17 protein-coding genes and 1 pseudogene are annotated in these 16,373 nt (G+C 66.8%); 10 read left to right on the top strand and 8 right to left on the bottom strand.

Annotated features, from left to right (window positions below; all coding sequences use genetic code 11):
• Positions 1-4: 4 nt before the first annotated feature.
• Positions 5-784, top strand: coding sequence for a leucyl/phenylalanyl-tRNA--protein transferase (gene aat / locus B0I00_RS08150; RefSeq protein ID WP_100866880.1), 780 nt, complete (start codon positions 5-7; stop codon positions 782-784).
• A gap of 35 nt (positions 785-819) precedes the next feature.
• Here the strand turns inward: aat and B0I00_RS17245 are convergent.
• The 4 genes and pseudogenes from B0I00_RS17245 to B0I00_RS08130 form a co-directional block, all read right to left on the bottom strand.
• Positions 820-1,122: pseudogene (locus B0I00_RS17245) on the bottom strand (DUF2155 domain-containing protein); the annotation flags it as partial.
• A 106-nt stretch (positions 1,123-1,228) separates the two neighbouring features.
• Positions 1,229-1,669: an NADH:ubiquinone oxidoreductase subunit NDUFA12 gene (locus tag B0I00_RS08140; protein WP_100866879.1), complete on the bottom strand. Its 441-nt coding sequence runs from the start codon at positions 1,667-1,669 to the stop codon at positions 1,229-1,231.
• A 50-nt stretch (positions 1,670-1,719) separates the two neighbouring features.
• Positions 1,720-2,199, bottom strand: coding sequence for a DUF192 domain-containing protein (locus B0I00_RS08135; protein ID WP_100866878.1), 480 nt, complete (start codon positions 2,197-2,199; stop codon positions 1,720-1,722).
• Positions 2,199-2,747, bottom strand: coding sequence for a regulatory protein RecX (locus B0I00_RS08130; RefSeq protein WP_100867163.1), 549 nt, complete (start codon positions 2,745-2,747; stop codon positions 2,199-2,201). The genes B0I00_RS08135 and B0I00_RS08130 overlap by 1 nt, the downstream gene beginning before the upstream one ends.
• 153 nt (positions 2,748-2,900) lie before the next feature.
• Here B0I00_RS08130 and B0I00_RS08125 point away from each other — a divergent pair, with 153 nt between their 5' ends.
• The 5 genes from B0I00_RS08125 (at position 2,901) to B0I00_RS08105 (ending at position 7,403) form a co-directional block, all read left to right on the top strand.
• Positions 2,901-4,661: a fatty acyl-AMP ligase gene (locus B0I00_RS08125; RefSeq protein ID WP_100867162.1), complete on the top strand. Its 1,761-nt coding sequence runs from the start codon at positions 2,901-2,903 to the stop codon at positions 4,659-4,661.
• 137 nt (positions 4,662-4,798) lie between these two features.
• Entirely contained in the window at positions 4,799-5,044 is a 246-nt protein-coding gene (locus B0I00_RS08120; RefSeq protein WP_100866877.1) for a hypothetical protein, read from the top strand.
• Between the two features lie 101 nt (positions 5,045-5,145).
• The gene (locus B0I00_RS08115) at positions 5,146-6,354 is read left to right on the top strand and encodes a toxic anion resistance protein (protein ID WP_100866876.1); all 1,209 of its coding nucleotides are present in this window, start codon (positions 5,146-5,148) and stop codon (positions 6,352-6,354) included.
• A gap of 6 nt (positions 6,355-6,360) precedes the next feature.
• Positions 6,361-7,107, top strand: coding sequence for a hypothetical protein (locus tag B0I00_RS08110; protein WP_100866875.1), 747 nt, complete (start codon positions 6,361-6,363; stop codon positions 7,105-7,107).
• Positions 7,107-7,403, top strand: a complete 297-nt coding sequence (locus B0I00_RS08105) for a polyhydroxyalkanoic acid system family protein (RefSeq protein ID WP_100866874.1) — start codon at positions 7,107-7,109, stop codon at positions 7,401-7,403. The genes B0I00_RS08110 and B0I00_RS08105 overlap by 1 nt, the downstream gene beginning before the upstream one ends.
• 1 nt (position 7,404) lies before the next feature.
• Here the strand turns inward: B0I00_RS08105 and B0I00_RS08100 are convergent, their stop codons facing one another.
• The 4 genes from B0I00_RS08100 to B0I00_RS08085 all read right to left on the bottom strand — a co-directional run bounded on the left by B0I00_RS08100 (position 7,405) and on the right by B0I00_RS08085 (position 10,830).
• Entirely contained in the window at positions 7,405-7,845 is a 441-nt protein-coding gene (locus B0I00_RS08100) for a DUF2721 domain-containing protein (RefSeq protein WP_100866873.1), read from the bottom strand.
• A 54-nt stretch (positions 7,846-7,899) separates the two neighbouring features.
• A complete protein-coding gene (locus B0I00_RS08095; RefSeq protein ID WP_100866872.1) occupies positions 7,900-8,640 on the bottom strand; it encodes a TonB family protein in 741 nt (246 codons plus the stop codon).
• Between the two features lie 8 nt (positions 8,641-8,648).
• Complete coding sequence (locus tag B0I00_RS08090) at positions 8,649-9,404, bottom strand: 3'(2'),5'-bisphosphate nucleotidase CysQ (protein ID WP_100866871.1); 756 nt, start codon at positions 9,402-9,404, stop codon at positions 8,649-8,651.
• An 88-nt stretch (positions 9,405-9,492) separates the two neighbouring features.
• Positions 9,493-10,830, bottom strand: a complete 1,338-nt coding sequence (locus tag B0I00_RS08085; protein ID WP_232730167.1) for an aspartate aminotransferase family protein — start codon at positions 10,828-10,830, stop codon at positions 9,493-9,495.
• 147 nt (positions 10,831-10,977) lie between these two features.
• Between B0I00_RS08085 and B0I00_RS08080 the strand changes: the two genes are divergently transcribed.
• From B0I00_RS08080 to B0I00_RS08065, 4 genes are read left to right on the top strand one after another with little or no spacing between them, the layout of a single operon-like run.
• Entirely contained in the window at positions 10,978-12,327 is a 1,350-nt protein-coding gene (locus tag B0I00_RS08080; protein WP_100866870.1) for a glutamine synthetase family protein, read from the top strand.
• 2 nt (positions 12,328-12,329) lie between these two features.
• On the top strand, positions 12,330-13,601 hold the full coding sequence (locus B0I00_RS08075) for an NAD(P)/FAD-dependent oxidoreductase (RefSeq protein WP_100866869.1): 1,272 nt from the start codon (positions 12,330-12,332) through the stop codon (positions 13,599-13,601).
• A complete protein-coding gene (locus B0I00_RS08070) occupies positions 13,598-14,953 on the top strand; it encodes an aspartate aminotransferase family protein (RefSeq protein WP_100866868.1) in 1,356 nt (451 codons plus the stop codon). The genes B0I00_RS08075 and B0I00_RS08070 overlap by 4 nt, the downstream gene beginning before the upstream one ends.
• Positions 14,950-16,338: a glutamine synthetase family protein gene (locus tag B0I00_RS08065; RefSeq protein WP_100866867.1), complete on the top strand. Its 1,389-nt coding sequence runs from the start codon at positions 14,950-14,952 to the stop codon at positions 16,336-16,338. Before B0I00_RS08070 ends, B0I00_RS08065 begins: the two co-directional genes overlap by 4 nt.
• Positions 16,339-16,373 lie beyond the last annotated feature (35 nt).

Raw genomic sequence — 16,373 nt, 5'->3', positions numbered from 1 at the left:
CGCCATGCATGCCCCCGCATCGCCTCCGCCGATCGACCCGGACCTGCTGCTGCTGGCCTATCGCAGCGGCATCTTCCCGATGGCCGATGCACGCGGCGATCCCGACATCTTCTGGGTCGAGCCGCGCCACCGCGCGATCCTGCCGCTCGACAGCTTCCACTGTTCGCGCAGCCTGGCCAAGGTGCTGCGCCGCGGCACATTCGAGGTCACCTGCAACCAGGCCTTTGCCGCGGTCATCGAAGCCTGCGCCGGACCGCGCCGCGATGGCGGAGATACCTGGATTTCCGACCGGATCGAACGCAGCTATCTGGCGCTGCACCACGAAGGGCACGCCCATTCGATCGAATGCTGGCACCACGGCCAGCTCGTCGGAGGGCTTTACGGGGTGGGTTTCGACCGCGTGTTCTGCGGCGAATCGATGTTCAGCCGGATGCCCGACGCATCGAAGGTCGCGCTGGCGTTCCTCGTCGCGGCGCTGCGCTTTGCCCGCGCCTCCCTGCTCGACTGCCAGTTCATGACCCCGCACCTCGCCACGATGGGCGCGCGCGAAATCGACGAGGCGGATTACCTGGAGCTGCTGCGCGCAGCTCAGGCTTCAGCGGCGGCGGGCGACGCGGTCGGCGTCGGACTGGCCGAGGGTGCGGCGCTCGGCGTCGGTGAGGGCGACGTCGATGGCTTGGGGCTGGCCCTGCCAGACGGTTTTGCCGCGCTGCTCGCTGCGGCCGACGGGCTATCTTCCTCGCCCGGGAACTTCATTGCGCAGGCCTTCACCCAGACATCGTAGACCGGGTGTTCGACGACGTTGAGGCTGGGGGAGTTCTTGAACAGCCAGCCCGAAAACACCGTGCGCCATTTCAAGGGTTGATCCGCAGTCAACCGCTCTTCCACGAAAACCTGGACGAAGGCGCCGGTTTCCTCGGGGCTTTCCCACGGCAGCGTGCGTTCGCAGCTGAGCAGCTTCACGACAACATTGCCGACGCGGCGCGCCTCGCCGGGCTTGAGCGTCAGATCCTGCTGCAGGTTGTTGCGCTTGTTGAGAAGACCGATCGTGGCGACGCGGTCCTTCACCGGCGTGCCGTATTCGCTTTCCACCGCCGGCCCGCCTGAAGCCTGGCCGACCATGTCCGAAGGCACCTCGGTCGCCAATGGCTCGGCACTGTCGTCGCCTCCCTTGCAGGCGGTCAGCGCGAACAGCGGCAAGGCAAGGGCGAGAGCCCGCATCACGGCATCAGGCGTCCGGGGAAGCTGCCACCGTGCCGCCATCGGGCGACCAGGCTTCGTAATCGCCGGTGGCGGCGGCGCGTTTGCCGCCCCGCTCCAGCGCGCCGGCCGGACGATAGGCGCCGACCGTGCCGGTGGCGTTGGGTGTGTAATCCGTCTCCCATATCCGCGCCGGCGGCAGGTTCGACTCGGGAACGCCCGAAAGGCTGCCGTGCAGCCAGCCATGCCATTCGGCCGGCACGTTGCTGGCATCGTTGGCGCCCGAGTAGATCACCCAGCGGCGCTCCTTGCCGGCAAAGGGGTGCCCCTTGGGATAGGCCTTCTTCGCGCGGTAATAGGCGTTCCCGAACACGTCGGTGCCAACCTTTTCGCCGTTCAGCGCCGAATTGAAGGCGGTGCCCACGGTTGCGCCGTTCCACCAGGTGAAGATCTTGCCGAGGATTCCCATGGGTCGCGCCTAGCGGAACCGGGGGCACTTGGGCAAGGGGGACGCGCGCCTCACCAGTCGACCCTGTCGCCGGGTTCGATCCCCAGCTGCCTCGCACGGCCGCCGTTGAGTTCGAGCACCGCCTTGACCACCCCGGCGCTAGGCTGCGGGGTTTCGTCATAGGGCTGTGCAGTCCGAATGTTGAGAATGCGCCCGTCTGTACCGACGAAGATCATGTCAAGCGGGATCACCGTGTTGCGCATCCAGAAGCTGGCGGTGCGCGGCGGATTCATCGGGAAGATCATGCCTTCATCCGCGCCCATTTCGGTGCGGAACATCAGGCCGCGCGCCTGCTCCTGCGACGTCGATGCCACTTCGACCCGGAATCCGCGGACTGTGCCGGCGTGCGTCACGGTTAGCGCGATTACGGGCAAGCCGGATACCGGGTGAACGGCGACCGCGGCCTGGGTCGATTGGGGGGCGGCATCGCCGCTGCTCGGCGAACAGGCGGCAGCGGTCAGGACCAGGGCGGTGACAAACGCGCGCGACATCAATCTTCCTCGGTGCATTCGGCCCATATTTCAGCCGCTTCGACACTGGGTGCATCGACCAGAAAGCGGGCGCTGTCCAGTGGATGGCCGGCACGCAGCATCGCCGCGACCTGCTTTTCCCTGGCTGAACGGTCGCCCACCGGTGCACCGAACGGGCCCAGCCGACGCTTGCGCGCGCAGGCCAGCGCGGCCTGTCGCTGCTCGGCGAGCCCGGCTCTCACCTGTTCGCGCGTTTCTTCGTCGATTCCCGCTGCGTGAAGCGCCTGTCCGATCCGCCGCGCGCCATAGCCGCGCCGCAGCAGGCTGCCGGTGCGCGATGCGGCAAAGGCGGCATCGTCGATATAGCCGAGTTCGACATAACGCTCCACCGTGGCCCTGACCGGCGCGGGGCCGTCTCCGTCCCAGCCTCGTTCGCGCAGCTTGCGCTTCAGGTAGTCCTCCAGTTTGGCCGCGCTGGTCGAAAAGCGCGCGACATAGGCCAGGGCAAGCTCCTCCATCCGGGCCCTGTCGAGCGGTCTTGGCGCCTTGCGCGCGTTCTCCCTGTTCATCCTGCCGCCAGTCATCGGCCTTATTCGTGCCACACATTGCGGCAAATGGGGAGGCCAGTCTGCGGGCGTATGAGGCGCCCGCGAGAAGGATTCAACGCCGGGCATGACGTTGCAAAGCGGCGCATCGCACTGGTTAACAACGGGTTTTCGCACATGACCGACGCCGCCTCGATGGTGACGCCTGACACCGCTGCTCTGGTGCCCACCCCCAATGAAGACACGCTGCCGCGGCGTCTGTCGGACTTTGCCACTTTCGGCGAAGCGCTCGACTATGCCGCATCGGGCAAGCGGGGGATGAATTTCCACGATCCGCGGGGCAACTTGCAGCGGGTCTATCCCTACAGCGAACTGCGCGACGATGCCCTGGCCATGGCCCGCCGCCTGATGGCCCACGGGGTCAACAAGGGCGATCGCGTCGCCCTTGTTGCCGAGACCGGACCGGAGTTTGCCGCGCTGTTCTGCGGCACCATCTACGCTGGCGCCTGGCCGGTGCCGCTGCCGCTGCCGACCAGCTTCGGCGGCAAGGAAAGCTACATCGACCAGCTCGCCGTGCAGCTCGCCTCGAGCGACCCGCTGGTGCTGTTCTACCCCGAGGAAATCGCCGAGATGGCCGGCGCCGCCGCCGAGCGGCAGGATTGCCAGGGGATCGCCTGGCAGGCCTTCGCCATGCAGTCGCAGGCCGAAGGCGATCTGCCGACCGCCCAGGGCGACGACATCTGCTACCTCCAGTATTCGAGCGGATCGACCCGCTTCCCCCACGGCGTCGCCGTGACCCACGCCAGCCTGCTCAACAACCTGGCCGGCCATGGCGAGGCGATGAAGCTGATCGAAAGCGACCGCTGCGTCAGTTGGCTGCCGTGGTATCACGACATGGGCCTGGTCGGCTGCTTCCTGTCGCTGATTTCGAACCAGGTCTCGGCCGACTACATCAAGACCGAGGATTTCGCCCGTCGCCCGCTGGCCTGGCTCGACATGATCAGCCGCAATCCGGGCACCACGGCCAGCTATTCGCCGACCTTCGGCTATGACATATGCGCGCGACGCATTTCCAGCCAGACACACGTCGCCGAGCGCTTCGACCTGTCGCGCTGGCGGATTGCCGGCAACGGCGCCGACATGATCCGCCCCGATGTGATGCAGGGCTTCGTCAACGCCTTTGCCGACGCCGGCTTCAAGGCCAGCGCCTTCCTGCCGAGCTATGGCCTTGCCGAAGCGACGCTGGCCGTCACGATCATGCCGCCGGGCGAAGGGATCCGCGTCGAACTGGTCGAGGAAGAGCGCCTTTCCGGAACTCCGCGCGACTTGTCGCGTCCGGCGCGATACCGCGCGATCGTCAACTGCGGCAAGGCCGTCAAGGACATGGCGATCGAGATCCGCGGCGAAAGCGGCAAGCCGCTGGCCGATCACCACATCGGCAAGGTGTGGTGCAAGGGCCCCAGCGTCATGCACAGCTACTTCCGCGACCCGGAATCGACCGCGGCGTGCCTGGTCGACGGCTGGCTCGACACTGGCGACATGGGCTATCTCGTCGATGGCTATCTGTTCATCGTCGGCCGCGCCAAGGACATGATCATCATAAACGGCAAGAATCACTGGCCGCAGGACATCGAATGGGCAGTGGAACAGCTCCCGGGCTTCCATCAGGGCGATATCGCCGCCTTCTCGGTCGAAACCGAAAGCGGCGAGGAAGTGCCCGCCGTGCTGGTTCACTGCCGCGTTTCCGATCCGGCCGAGCGGATGAAGCTGCACGATCAGATTCGAGACAAGGTTCGCTCGATCACCGGCATGAACTGCGTGGTCGAACTGGTCCCGCCGCGCACCCTGCCGCGCACCAGCTCGGGCAAACTCAGCCGCGCCAAGGCCAAGAAACTCTACCTTTCGGGCGAGATCGAACCCTTCAAGCTGGCAGCCTGATCCCGGCAGCGCGGCTGCCGGCACTGCCATCATCTCGAAGCGTCCCACATTTGTGCATTTTTGCGCATTGCGTCGCGCGCGCGGCGCGATAAGTATGCGCGCAAGGGCAGGCAACAAACGCCCAGGGGGAGCATTCGATGGTAAAGCCTCAGAAGGAAAGTTTTGGCGTGCTGGTCGGCTGGGCACACCACACGGTCGGGCCCAAACTGGACCTCACCCTGCAATGCACCCATTCGACCCGCTGCGCCGACAAGCGCGGGGTCGACGATCACCATATCGTGATGACGCGCGAACAGGCGGCGGTGCTCGCCAACTACCTGTTCAAGGTGAGCGGCCAGTCCGCGCCCCGCCAGCGCGGCCGACTGGCGCGCTGGTTCGCCTGATACCGCTTGTCCGAGGCGGCGTTTTATTTGTCTAATACAGCTTGCGTCGTCGCGGTCTTCGCCCCATCTTGCCGGGACGAATAACCACACGGAACAGGTCCATGGCCACCACGCCGACTACTGCCGATACCGCCGCGCCCACGCTGACGCTGACCCCGCCCGATCCCGTGCCGGTGGTCGCGCCCGAAAAGGCTGTCGGACTGGTCCCCGTTGCCGACGAAAAGAAGTCGAAGCTTGACGCCAAGGTAGAGGCCTTCGTCACCGACCTGATTGCATCGGACGCCAATTCGCCCGAGTTCGGCAAGAAGGTCGACCAGCTGACCAACATGGGCCGCAAGGAAATCATGGCCGCTGCAGCCATGTCGAACCGCTTTCTCGACCGCCCGGTCCGCGCAATGGACAAGGAAAACGGCGTCGGGGCGAACCTCGCAGAACTGCGCCGCACGGTAGAGGAACTCGACCCGGGCAAGGCGGGCAAGCTGTCCACCGGGCGCAAGATCCTGGGCATCATCCCCTTCGGCAACTCGCTGAAGAGGTATTTTACCAGCTACCAGTCGGCGCAGGGTCATATCCAGTCGATCCTCAACCACCTTGCCTCGGGCAAGGACGAGTTGCTGATGGACAACGCGGCGATCGACGTCGAACGCGCCAAGCTGTGGGAAGCGATGGGCAACCTCGAGCAGATGGTCCACATCAGCAACACGCTCGACGCCAAGCTTGAGGAGACCGCCGCCGATCTCGACGCGACCGACCCGGCCAAGGCCAAGGCGATCCGCGAGAGCGCGCTGTTCTACGTGCGCCAGCGCACCCAGGACCTGCTGACGCAAATGGCGGTATCGGTGCAGGGTTATCTCGCGCTGGATCTGGTCAAGAAGAACAATGTCGAACTGGTCAAGGGCGTCGACCGCGCCAGCACGACCACGGTCGGCGCGCTGCGCACGGCGGTTACCGTCGCTCAGGCGATGACCAACCAGCGGCTGGTGCTGCAGCAGATCACCGCATTGAACACCACCACCGCCAACCTGATCGATTCGACCGGCGCGCTGCTGCGCGACCAGACCGGCCGCATCCACGAACAGGCTGCATCGAGCACGATCCCGATCGAAACGCTTCAGCGCGCATTTCAGAACATCTACGACACGATGGACAACATCGACACTTTCAAGGTGAAGGCGCTGGACAGCATGAAGCAGACGGTCACCACCCTCACCGCCGAGGTCGAGAAGTCGCGCGGCTACATTGCCCGCGCCGAAGGCGCTGCGCAGGCCCAGTCTGCCCACGACGCGCCCAGCCTGCTGACGGCCGAGTGAGCCGCCATGCCGGGTGAAGCGCACCAGCATCAGGAGATCATGCGCGCGGCCGGCACGTCGCTGGTCAACAACCGCGATTTCGGCGGACGCCGCGCCGGCTCGATCGGGCGGCGATCGGCCGCGCTCAAGCGCGACCACCTGTTCAAGAAGCTGGTCCGCGTGCTGCTCGCGCTCGGCGGCGTGGTTGTGGCGGCCATGATCGCGGGCCTGGTGCTCGACGGAATCGGCTGGACCGGGATCATCGTCGCGCTGCTGGCGATGGTCGGCGCGGTCGCGTTCTTTTCGACCTTCCCGCGGATCAAGGTGCCGACGATCGAATCGCTCGGCACCGGCGACACCAGGACACTCGTCGGACGGACCGAACTGTGGCTGGAACGCCAGCGCCCGGCCCTTCCCGCCCCGGCGGTGCGCATCGTCGATCAGATTGGCGGCCAGCTCGACGCGCTGGGCCACCAGCTCGACGGGCTGGACGCGAACACGCCGGCTGCCCGCGATGTGCGCAAGCTGGTCGGCGAAACGCTGCCCAACCTGGTATCGACCTACACCTCGATCCCGCGCCACCTGCGCGGCGAACCGCAGGCAGGACAGAGTCCCGACCAGCAACTGACGGAAAGCCTTGGCAAGGTCAGCGCGGAAATCGACAGCGTAACCCGCCAGCTTGCCGCCGGTGCGATCGACAACCTGGCGATCCAGACCCGCTACCTCGACTACAAGTACGGCGGCGGGCTCGACGATAGCGAAAAGGCGAGCTGATGCGCGTGCCCATTTCCCACAGCCTCGACAAGGAGGAGGTGCGCCGCCGCCTGCGCGCCCGCACCGGCGAAATTGCGAGCTTCATTCCCGGCGGGATGGCGGACGTGTCGGCCGACTGGCCCGACGAGGACACGATGGCGCTTTCGGTCAGCGCGATGGGCAAGACCATCGACGGCAGGATCGAGATCGAGGACGGGCAGGTGGTCTTCACCGTCGATTTCCCGCCGGCGCTGTCCTTCGTCGAAGGCATGGTGCGCGGCCAGATCGAAGCCAAGGGCCGCAAGCTGCTCAATTAGGCTAGAGGTCGCGCTCTAGCTCCAGGTAGCTGCGCGGTATGCGCAGCTGCTGCGCCGAGACCTGCGTTTCGCGCAGGAACAGGACCAGCGCCCACATCAGCAGCAGGATCGCCGTCAGGAAGGTCGAGGCGGCCACGCGCTGCAGTTTCAGATCGACCAGTTCCTCGAGAAACAGCACGGCGACGGTCAGGCCGACCATCAGCCCGCTGACCACCATGATGCGGATCGCCCTTGTAATCAGGGTGATCCGCTTGTCGATCATGCGGATCTCGGCCACGACCTCGTCGTGATCGGGACCTTCGGTGGCAACGTGGCGGTCCTGCAGCTTGCGCGCCCGATCGACCACGCGGCCGAGCCGGCTGGAGAGGAGGTTGAGGATGTTGCCCATGGCGACCAGCACGAAGACCGGAGCGAGCGCAAGCTGGATGGTCTGGGCGATCATTGCCTTGCCCTTACCGCCTGCGCGCCGGTCCGATCAAGCCGCATCGCCGGCGCTCTAGCGGGCGGTGAAATCGACCCGGTAGCCATAACGCGTTTCGACCGGGGTACCGTCTGCGCGGCGCGCCGGGTTGAAGCGGATGCGCTGCAGCACCAGCGGGCAGACCCGCGCGGTCGTGTCGGCATCGACCGAGCTGCGCGCGACCGAACAATCGCGCGCGCGCCCATCGGTGGTTACGGTGAAGGTGACGGTAACCGACTTCCCGAAGCGGGTCTGACGCCCGCCGGGGGGAACCGGAAAATCGCGCGAATCGTTGATTTCGCCCGACCGGACCGAGGGACGTTCAGCAATGCCGCCGCCCGCGCCCTGACCACTTCCGCCCGCTCCGCTACCCGTGCCGGTGCCTGGACCGCCTGCGCCTGTGCCCGTGCCGCGATCCTTCGCGCCCGAGGTATCGGCGCTTCCGCTGCTCGACGCCTTGGGCGCCGGCGCCTTGGCGATCGGGATCTTGGGTTCGGGCGCCCTGGCTTCGCGCGGCACCGCCTTCTTGCCTTCCGCGCCCGACGCCCCAGCGGGCTTGTCTGCGACCTTGGGTTCGGGCGGCTTGGGCGGAGGCGGCGTGGTGACGGTGACCGAAAACGTCGACATGACCGATTCGACCGCCTGAGCCGCGAAGTCGGGCGCGAAGGCGCGGATCAGGCCCAGCACGACCACCACCTGCAGCGCGAGGACGCCCACCGCCACCCCAAGCTTGACCCGCTTCGGCGATGAGATGTCGAGTGCGTCCTTGTCGTCCATCCCCGCGGCTATGCCACGCGGGCGCTGCGTCCGCAATCGAGGGCGGCGAGGCAGGCCATCACCGGTTTTGCCCATTCATTCCGGCAGATAAGCAGATCCGGCACAGCCGTGTCCTTGCCATTGTAAAGCAGCCGCGTGCCGTCGAGTCGGGTGGCGTGAAGCCCGGCGGCGAGCGCCACGGCGACGGGGGCGCAATTGTCCCATTCGTGCTGTCCGCCGCTGTGCAGGTAGATGTCGGCCTGCCCGCGCACGACGGCCATGGCCTTGGCCCCCGCGCTGCCCATGGCCGCCACCTCGGCGCCGAGCGCCTGGGCCACCGCCGCCGCCGCACGCGGGGGCCGGGTGCGGCTGACGACGATGCGCGGCGGCGAGCGCATCCCGTCGATCCGTCGCGGCCTGTCGGAGCGCAGGACCAGGTCTTGCGCCGGCAGGCTGACCGCGCCGATCGCCGGGGTCCGGTCCAGCGTCAGGGCAACATGCACCGCCCAGTCATCGCGCCCTTCGGCATATTCGCGCGTGCCGTCCAGCGGATCGATGATCCAGCAGCGCGCGTTGTCGAGCCGGCACAGGCTGTCCGGATCTTCCTCGGACAGGAAGGCGTCGTTCGGCCGCGCCCGGCGCAGCGCGTCACGCACGAAACGGTTGGCGATGCGATCGCCGGCGGCGCCAAGTTCCTCGCCATCGGGCGTCCCGTGCTCGCGCAGGTCGAGCAGCAGGCGCCCGGCCTGCTCGGCCACGGCGGCGGCCAGTTCCGCGTCGGTCATGCCTTTGCCCCTGTCATGGCGACTCGGATAGGCCACCCGTGGTCAATATTTGCCCGACGGATTGGGTTAACCGGTCGGGACGGCCGGATCAGCTAACCGTGCGAAGCAAATCGGACAGCTTGCCGAAAATCTCGTCGATGTGCGTCTTTTCGAGGATCAGCGGCGGCGACAGGGCAATGATGTCGCCCGTCACGCGGACCAGCAGGCCGGCGTCGAAGGCCTTGTGGAACACCTCCATCGCCCGCTTGGTCGGGGCGGCCGGACGCGGTTCGAGCTCGATCCCGCCAATAAGGCCGATGGAGCGGCAATCGATGACGTGGGGGGCGCCCTTCAGCGAATGGACCGCATCGGCCCAATAGTCTTCCAGCGCGATCGCCCTCTCGAACAGGTCCTCTGCGGCGTAGAGATCGAACGTGGCGAGTGCCGCAGCGCAGGCCAGCGGGTGACCGGAATAGGTGTAGCCGTGGAACAGCTCGATCCCCGGCGCGGCGTTGTCGACGATGGCGTCGTGCACTTCGCGCCGCGCGGCGACCGCGCCCATCGGCACGGCGGCGTTGGTCAACCCCTTGGCCATGGTGATGAGATCAGGAGTGACGCCGAAGCGTTCGGCCGCCGTCGCCTTGCCGACGCGGCCGAAGGCGGTGATCACCTCGTCGAAGATCAGGAGGATGCCGTGCGCATCGCAGATCTGGCGCAGCCGCTGCAGGTAGCCCTGTGGCGGCACCAGCACCCCGGTGGATCCGGCGACGGGTTCGACGATCACCGCGGCGATCGTCTCCGCGCCGTGCAGCGCGACGAGGCGTTCGAGGTCTTCCGCGAGGTCAGCGCCGTGGGCAGGCTGGCCGCGGCTGTAGGCATTGCGGGCCGGGTCATGGGTGTGGCGCAGATGGTCGACGCCGGTCAGCAAGGTGCCGAACTGGCGCCGGTTGCCGACGATGCCGCCCACCGAAATGCCGCCGAAGCCGACGCCGTGATAGCCGCGCTCGCGGCCGATCAGGCGGGTGCGGCTGCCCTGGCCGATGGACCGCTGATAGGCGAGCGCGATCTTCAGCGCAGTGTCGACGCTCTCCGATCCCGAATTGGTGAAGAAGATGCGGTCCAGCCCCTCGGGCATCAGCATGGCGAGGCGCGAGGCGGTCTCGAACGCGCGCGGATGGGCCAGCTGGAAGGTCGGCGCGAAATCCAGCTCGCCCGCCGCCTTGCGCACCGCCTCGACGATCGGCGCACGGTTGTGCCCCGCGTTGACGCACCACAGCCCGCCCGTCGCATCGAGCACCTTGTGCCCTGCCGCGGCGGTATAGTGCATCCCGTCGGCCGCCACGAACATCCGCGGGTTGGCCTTGAACCCGCGGTTGTCGGTGAACGGCATCCAGAACGCCGCAAGATCGTTGGGCTCGCCTCTGTTCATCATGGTCCCCATGTTCATCGCGGTGCGACGATAGCGCCCCGATCGCGCCGCGGCCAAGCGCCGATTTGGGGGGTTGGCGGCCTTGATTTGGCTCTCTAGGCTGCGCCAAGGGGTAAACGCGCCGCCGGTGCGGTCCCCGGGGCAACAGGCAGCAGAGCACGCATCATGACAGCCGACATAGCCGCCTGGATCCGCGAGAAGAGGATCAGCGAGGTCGAATGCATCGTGCCCGACATGAACGGCATCCAGCGCGGCAAGGTGCTGCCCGCGGCCAAGTTCCTGAAATCGATCAAGGACGGTACGCTGCGCATCCCCGGCAGCGTCTATATCGTCACCGCGACCGGCGGTTATCCCGAGGACGTCGAGCACATCGTGCCCGACTTCGATCCCGACCTGGTTCTTGCGCCTGACCTTGCGACCATCCGCGAGGCGCCGGGATACAAGACGCCGACCGCCTATGTCATCTGCGACAGCTTCTACGGCAACGGCAAGCCGGTGGAGATCGCCCCGCGCCAGATCCTGAAGAAGGTGCTGAGCCTGTACGAGGCAAAGGGGTGGCAGCCGGTGATCGCGCCGGAGGCAGAGTTCTACCTCGTTTCCAAGAATCTCGATTCCGACTTCCCGCTGGTCCCCCCGCCTGGCCGTTCGGGCCGCGCCGAGACCGCCAGCGAGGCCTTCGGGCTTGAGGCGTTGAGCGAGTTCGAGGACATCATCGAGCAGATCTACGACTGGTGCGAGAAGGCCGATCTAAACATCGACACGATGATCCACGAGGCCGGCGCCGCGCAGCTGGAAGTGAACTTCATCCATGGCGATGCCCTGGCCCTGGCCGACCAGGTCCTGCTGTTCAAGCGCATCGTCCGTCAGGTTGCGCTGGATCACGGCGTCTATGCGACCTTCATGGCCAAGCCGATGTCCGACCAGCCGGGCAGTGCGATGCACATCCACCAGTCGGTGCTCAACGCCGAAACCGGCAAGAACGTGTTCTCGACCGGGAACGGGCGCGATTCCGCGCTGTTCCGCAGCCACATCGCGGGGCTGGTCCGGCTGATGCCGCAGATCCTGCCGCTCGTGGCGCCCAACGTGAACTCGTTCCGGCGGATGCGGCCCGATACCGCCGCGCCGATCAACGTCCACTGGGGCAGCGACAACCGCAGCTGCGGGTTCCGCGTGCCCGTGTCCGAAGCCAAGGATCGCCGCGTCGAGAACCGCCTGCCCGGCGCCGACGCCAACCCCTATCTGGCAATCGCCGCCTCGCTGATCTGCGGTTACATCGGCATGGTCGAACGGATGATCCCGCCCAAGATCATGGAAGGCAACGCCTACAATCGTGCGCGCACCCTGCCCCGCACGCTCGAGGCCGCGCTTGACCGGTTCTACAACTGCAAGCCGGTGAAGCGCGAACTGGGCGAGGCATTCTTCGAGATCTTCTGGGCGATCAAGGATGCCGAGCTGTACGCCTACCAGTCGGTGATCAGCTCGTGGGAACGCGAACACCTGCTGCTGAAGGTGTAGGCGTGACGCCGCACGCGCCGTCCTACTATGCGGCCACGGCCAACCCCTTCCCCTCGCAGTCGACACTGGCCGGGGACGAACGCGCGGACGTGGTCGTCATCGGGGGCGGTTTCACAGGGCTGTCGGCGGCGCTGCATGCGGCGGAGGCCGGATTTACGGTCGTGCTGCTGGAAGGAAAGCGCATCGGATGGGGTGCTTCGGGGCGCAATGGCGGGCAGCTGATCCCGGGAATGCGCTGGGGCGCTACCGATTTGGTCGACACCTTCGGCGAGGCGCAGGCGGCGCGGCTGATCGCACTGTCGCTCGAAGCGACGGGCATGGTGAAGGGGCGTATCGCGCGTCACGCCCTCGCCTGCGATCTGCGCGCGGGCCACTTTCAGGCGGCGGCAAGGCCCGGCCACATGGACGCCATGCGCCGCGAGGCCGAACTGCTGCACCGCCTGCTGGGTTATGACAGCCTGCGGATGATCGAAAAGGCGGACCTAGGCGATCAGGTGGCCAGCCCGCTCTACCATGGCGGGATGTTCGATGCCGCGGGCGGGCATTTCCATCCGCTCAACTACGCGCTGGGGCTGGCGCGGGCCGCTGTGGCGGCGGGGGTGCGGATTTTCGAGGACAGCCCGGTCATGGATCTGCACCAGGCCGCGCCCGTTGTGGCGAGGACCGCGAACGGAGCGGTCACCGCGCGATACGGCGTGCTCGCGTGCGATGCCTTCATCGGCGAGATCGAGCCGAACCTTGGCCGCTGGACCATGCCGGTCGCCAATTACAACATCGCGACGGCACCGCTGGGCGAAGCTACGGCCCGCGCCCTGATCCCGTCGGGCGCGGCAGTGTCCGACAGCAAGTTCGTGCTCAACTACTACCGGCTGAGCGCGGACAATCGCTTGATCTTCGGCGGCGGCGAAAAATACTCGCCGCGCCCGCCGGCCGACGTCGCGGGCTTCGTGCGGCCCCATCTGGAGCGGGTCTTCCCGCAGCTGGCCGGGGTGCATATCGACCATGCCTGGGGCGGGCTGGTCGGCGTGACATTGAACCGCCTGCCGCATTTCGGGCGCATCGGCGATACGTTCTATGCCCACGGCTATTCGGGCCACGGCGCGCTGCTGACCACGCTGGCCGGCAGCCTGATCGCCGAGGCCATGCAGGGCACAGCCGAACGCTTCGACCTGTTTGCCAAACTCCCCGGACGGCCCTTCCCCGGCGGGCCGCTGCTGCGCCATCCGCTCTATGTGGCGGGGATGCTGTGGTATGCGCTAAGGGACCGGCTATGATCGCCCGGGATGCCATCGACGCCATGCTGGAGGCCGAGCGTGCCCGCTTTGCCGCGGCCAATCCGCGATCGGCCGCGCTGGCCAGCGAGGCTGCGCGCCACTGGCACCGCGGCGTGCCGTTCCACTGGATGCTCGACTGGGGAACGCCGTTTCCCCTGTTCGCTGCCCGGGCCAAGGGCGCCGAGCTGTGGGATGTCGACGGGCACCGCTACGACGATTTCTGCCTTGGCGACACGGGGTCGATGTTCGGCCACTCGCCCGAGCCCGTGGCCCGCGCACTGGCGAAGCAGGTCGCCCACGGCCTGACCTACATGCTGCCGACCGAAGATGCGGTGGTGGTGGCTGACGAGCTGGCCGCCCGGTTCAAGCTGCCGTTCTGGCAAGTCACCAGCAGCGCCAGCGAGGCGAACCGCGCGGTGATCCGGTGGGCGCGGGCAATCACCCGGCGCGACAAGGTGCTGGTGTTCAACGGCTGCTACCACGGCGCGGTCGACGATGCGTTCGTCGACCTGCGCGATGGCGTACCAGAACTTCGCCGCAGCCTGGTCGGCCAGGTCTATGACCTGCGCGACCACACGGTGGTGATCGAATTCAACGATCTGGCAGCGCTCGAAGCCGCGCTCAACAAGGGCGACGTGGCCTGCGTTCTTGCCGAACCGGCGATGACCAATGTCGGGATGGTCCTGCCTGATGCGGGCTATCTTACCGCGCTGCGCCAGTTGACCGCGCGGCACGATACGCTGCTGGTGTTCGACGAGACGCACACCATTTCCACGGGCTACGGCGGACACAGCGCCACCCACGGCCCGCTGCCCGACATGTTCGTGCTGGGCAAGCCGGTGGCGGGCGGGGTCCCCTGTGCCGTCTACGGCTTTTCCGCCGAGGTCGCCGAACGGATGGAACGCGTGCGGACCGAGGGCGAGACCGGTCATTCGGGCATCGGCACCACGCTGTCGGCCAACGCGCTGGCGCTGGCCGCGATGCGCGCCTGCCTGACCGAGGTCATGACGGTAGAGGCCTATGCCCACATGCTGCCGCTGGCCGAAGTGCTCGCGGACCAGCTGCGCGCGGTGATCGCGGGAAACGGTCTTTCTTGGCACGTGATCCACATCGGCGCGCGGGGCGAATTCCTGTGCACCGACACCCCGCCGCGCAACGGCACCCAGGCGCGCGCCGTGATGCAGGGGCCGCTCGAACACGCGCTGCACCTGTTCCTGATCAACCGCGGCGTGCTGATCGCGCCGTTCCACAACATGACGCTTGTCAGCCCGGCGACCACACGGACGCAGGTTGACCGGCTGGCCGAGGTGCTCGACCTCTGTCTCAAGACCCTGACCGGAGCCACGCGATGACCAAGCCGCCCTTCAGTTCGAACCACCGCGCCACGGTGGACGAGGCCAAGGCCTTTTTCGCCGCCAATCCCGATATCGACGCGATCGACATCATCTTCACCAACATGTGCGGCGTCCCGCGCGGCAAGCGGCTACGCCAGCACGAGGTTATCGCGGTCTACGAAGCCGGGCGCTTCCTGCCGGGATCGGTGCTGGTGGTCGACATCGTCGGCCGGGATACCGAGGAAACCGGCCTGGTCTGGGAAGACGGTGATGCCGACCGCTACGTTTATCCGGTCCCCGGCACGCTGGTCCGCGCGCCGTGGCTGGGTGAACACGCCGCGCAGTTCCTGACCAGCTTCTACGAACTGGACGGCACGCCCAACGACCTCGACCCGCGCCACGTGCTGGGCAGCGTAATCGACGAACTGGCCAAGGACGGGCTGACACCGGTCGTCGCGGTCGAGCTGGAGTTCTACCTTGTCGATATTTCCCACGGCCGCCCGATCCCCGCGCGGGGTCCGGTAACCGGCCACCGTTCGAGCGACATCCAGGTCTATGGCCTGCGCGAGATGGAGGACTTCAAGCCCTTCTTCGACGATCTCTACGCCGCTTGCGACGCGCAAGGATTGCCGCTGGAAAGCGGGATATCCGAATATGCGCCGGGACAATTCGAGTTCACCCTGCGCCACAAGGCCGACGCCCTGCGCGCCTGCGATGATGCGGTGATGTACAAGCGCGTGGTCAAGGGCGTGGCGGTGAAGCACGGCCTCGAAGCGACCTTCATGGCCAAGCCCTTTGCCGAGACCGCCGGTTCGGGCATGCACCTGCACGTCTCGATGAACGACGCAGAGGGCAAGAACGCCTTTGCCAGCGAAGACCCCGAAGGCACCCCGCTGCTGCGCCACGCGATCGGGGGGATGAAGGCGGCCCTTGCGGATTCGATGGCGATCTTTGCCCCCAACGCCAATTCATACCGCCGCTTCAAGGCCAATTCCTATGCCCCGGTTGCGCCGACCTGGGGAGTCAACAATCGCACGGTATCGCTGCGTGTGCCGGCGGGATCGCCCGCATCGCGCCATGTCGAGCACCGGGTCTGCGGGGCGGACGCCAACCCCTATCTCGCGGTTGCCGCCGTGCTGGCCGCGATGTGCGACGGCATGCGCGAGGAGACCAGCCCCGGCCCGGCGGTGGTCGGCAACGGCTACGAGGCGGAAGAAGCCAAGACCCGCCTGCCCAACCACTGGGGATCGGCGATCGAGGCCTTCGAAAAGTCGGACCTGATGAAGCGCTATCTCGGAGAACGGTTCGTCAGCAATTATGCCGTGGTCAAGGGCGTCGAGATGGCTCGCTTCATGGCCGAGGTGACCGAACTCGACTTCACCTGGTACCTGCGCAACGCTTGACCGCCTTCTGCGCCAAAATACACACTTGCGGCGCG

Origin of the sequence: Novosphingobium kunmingense (assembly GCF_002813245.1) — a bacterium.
In the GTDB taxonomy this organism is placed as follows: domain Bacteria; phylum Pseudomonadota; class Alphaproteobacteria; order Sphingomonadales; family Sphingomonadaceae; genus Novosphingobium; species Novosphingobium kunmingense.
The sequence above is the reverse complement of the archived record's forward strand: the minus strand, read 5'-3'. Positions and strand labels throughout refer to the sequence as shown.

Coding starts and splice junctions, on each gene's coding strand:
- aat (WP_100866880.1), top strand. CDS start 5: ATGCATGCCCCCGCATCGCCTCCGCCGATCGACCCGGACCTGCTGCTG.
- B0I00_RS08140 (WP_100866879.1), bottom strand. CDS start 1,669: ATGGGAATCCTCGGCAAGATCTTCACCTGGTGGAACGGCGCAACCGTG.
- B0I00_RS08135 (WP_100866878.1), bottom strand. CDS start 2,199: ATGTCGCGCGCGTTTGTCACCGCCCTGGTCCTGACCGCTGCCGCCTGT.
- B0I00_RS08130 (WP_100867163.1), bottom strand. CDS start 2,747: ATGAACAGGGAGAACGCGCGCAAGGCGCCAAGACCGCTCGACAGGGCC.
- B0I00_RS08125 (WP_100867162.1), top strand. CDS start 2,901: ATGACCGACGCCGCCTCGATGGTGACGCCTGACACCGCTGCTCTGGTG.
- B0I00_RS08120 (WP_100866877.1), top strand. CDS start 4,799: ATGGTAAAGCCTCAGAAGGAAAGTTTTGGCGTGCTGGTCGGCTGGGCA.
- B0I00_RS08115 (WP_100866876.1), top strand. CDS start 5,146: ATGGCCACCACGCCGACTACTGCCGATACCGCCGCGCCCACGCTGACG.
- B0I00_RS08110 (WP_100866875.1), top strand. CDS start 6,361: ATGCCGGGTGAAGCGCACCAGCATCAGGAGATCATGCGCGCGGCCGGC.
- B0I00_RS08105 (WP_100866874.1), top strand. CDS start 7,107: ATGCGCGTGCCCATTTCCCACAGCCTCGACAAGGAGGAGGTGCGCCGC.
- B0I00_RS08100 (WP_100866873.1), bottom strand. CDS start 7,845: ATGATCGCCCAGACCATCCAGCTTGCGCTCGCTCCGGTCTTCGTGCTG.
- B0I00_RS08095 (WP_100866872.1), bottom strand. CDS start 8,640: ATGGACGACAAGGACGCACTCGACATCTCATCGCCGAAGCGGGTCAAG.
- B0I00_RS08090 (WP_100866871.1), bottom strand. CDS start 9,404: ATGACCGACGCGGAACTGGCCGCCGCCGTGGCCGAGCAGGCCGGGCGC.
- B0I00_RS08085 (WP_232730167.1), bottom strand. CDS start 10,830: ATGAACATGGGGACCATGATGAACAGAGGCGAGCCCAACGATCTTGCG.
- B0I00_RS08080 (WP_100866870.1), top strand. CDS start 10,978: ATGACAGCCGACATAGCCGCCTGGATCCGCGAGAAGAGGATCAGCGAG.
- B0I00_RS08070 (WP_100866868.1), top strand. CDS start 13,598: ATGATCGCCCGGGATGCCATCGACGCCATGCTGGAGGCCGAGCGTGCC.
- B0I00_RS08065 (WP_100866867.1), top strand. CDS start 14,950: ATGACCAAGCCGCCCTTCAGTTCGAACCACCGCGCCACGGTGGACGAG.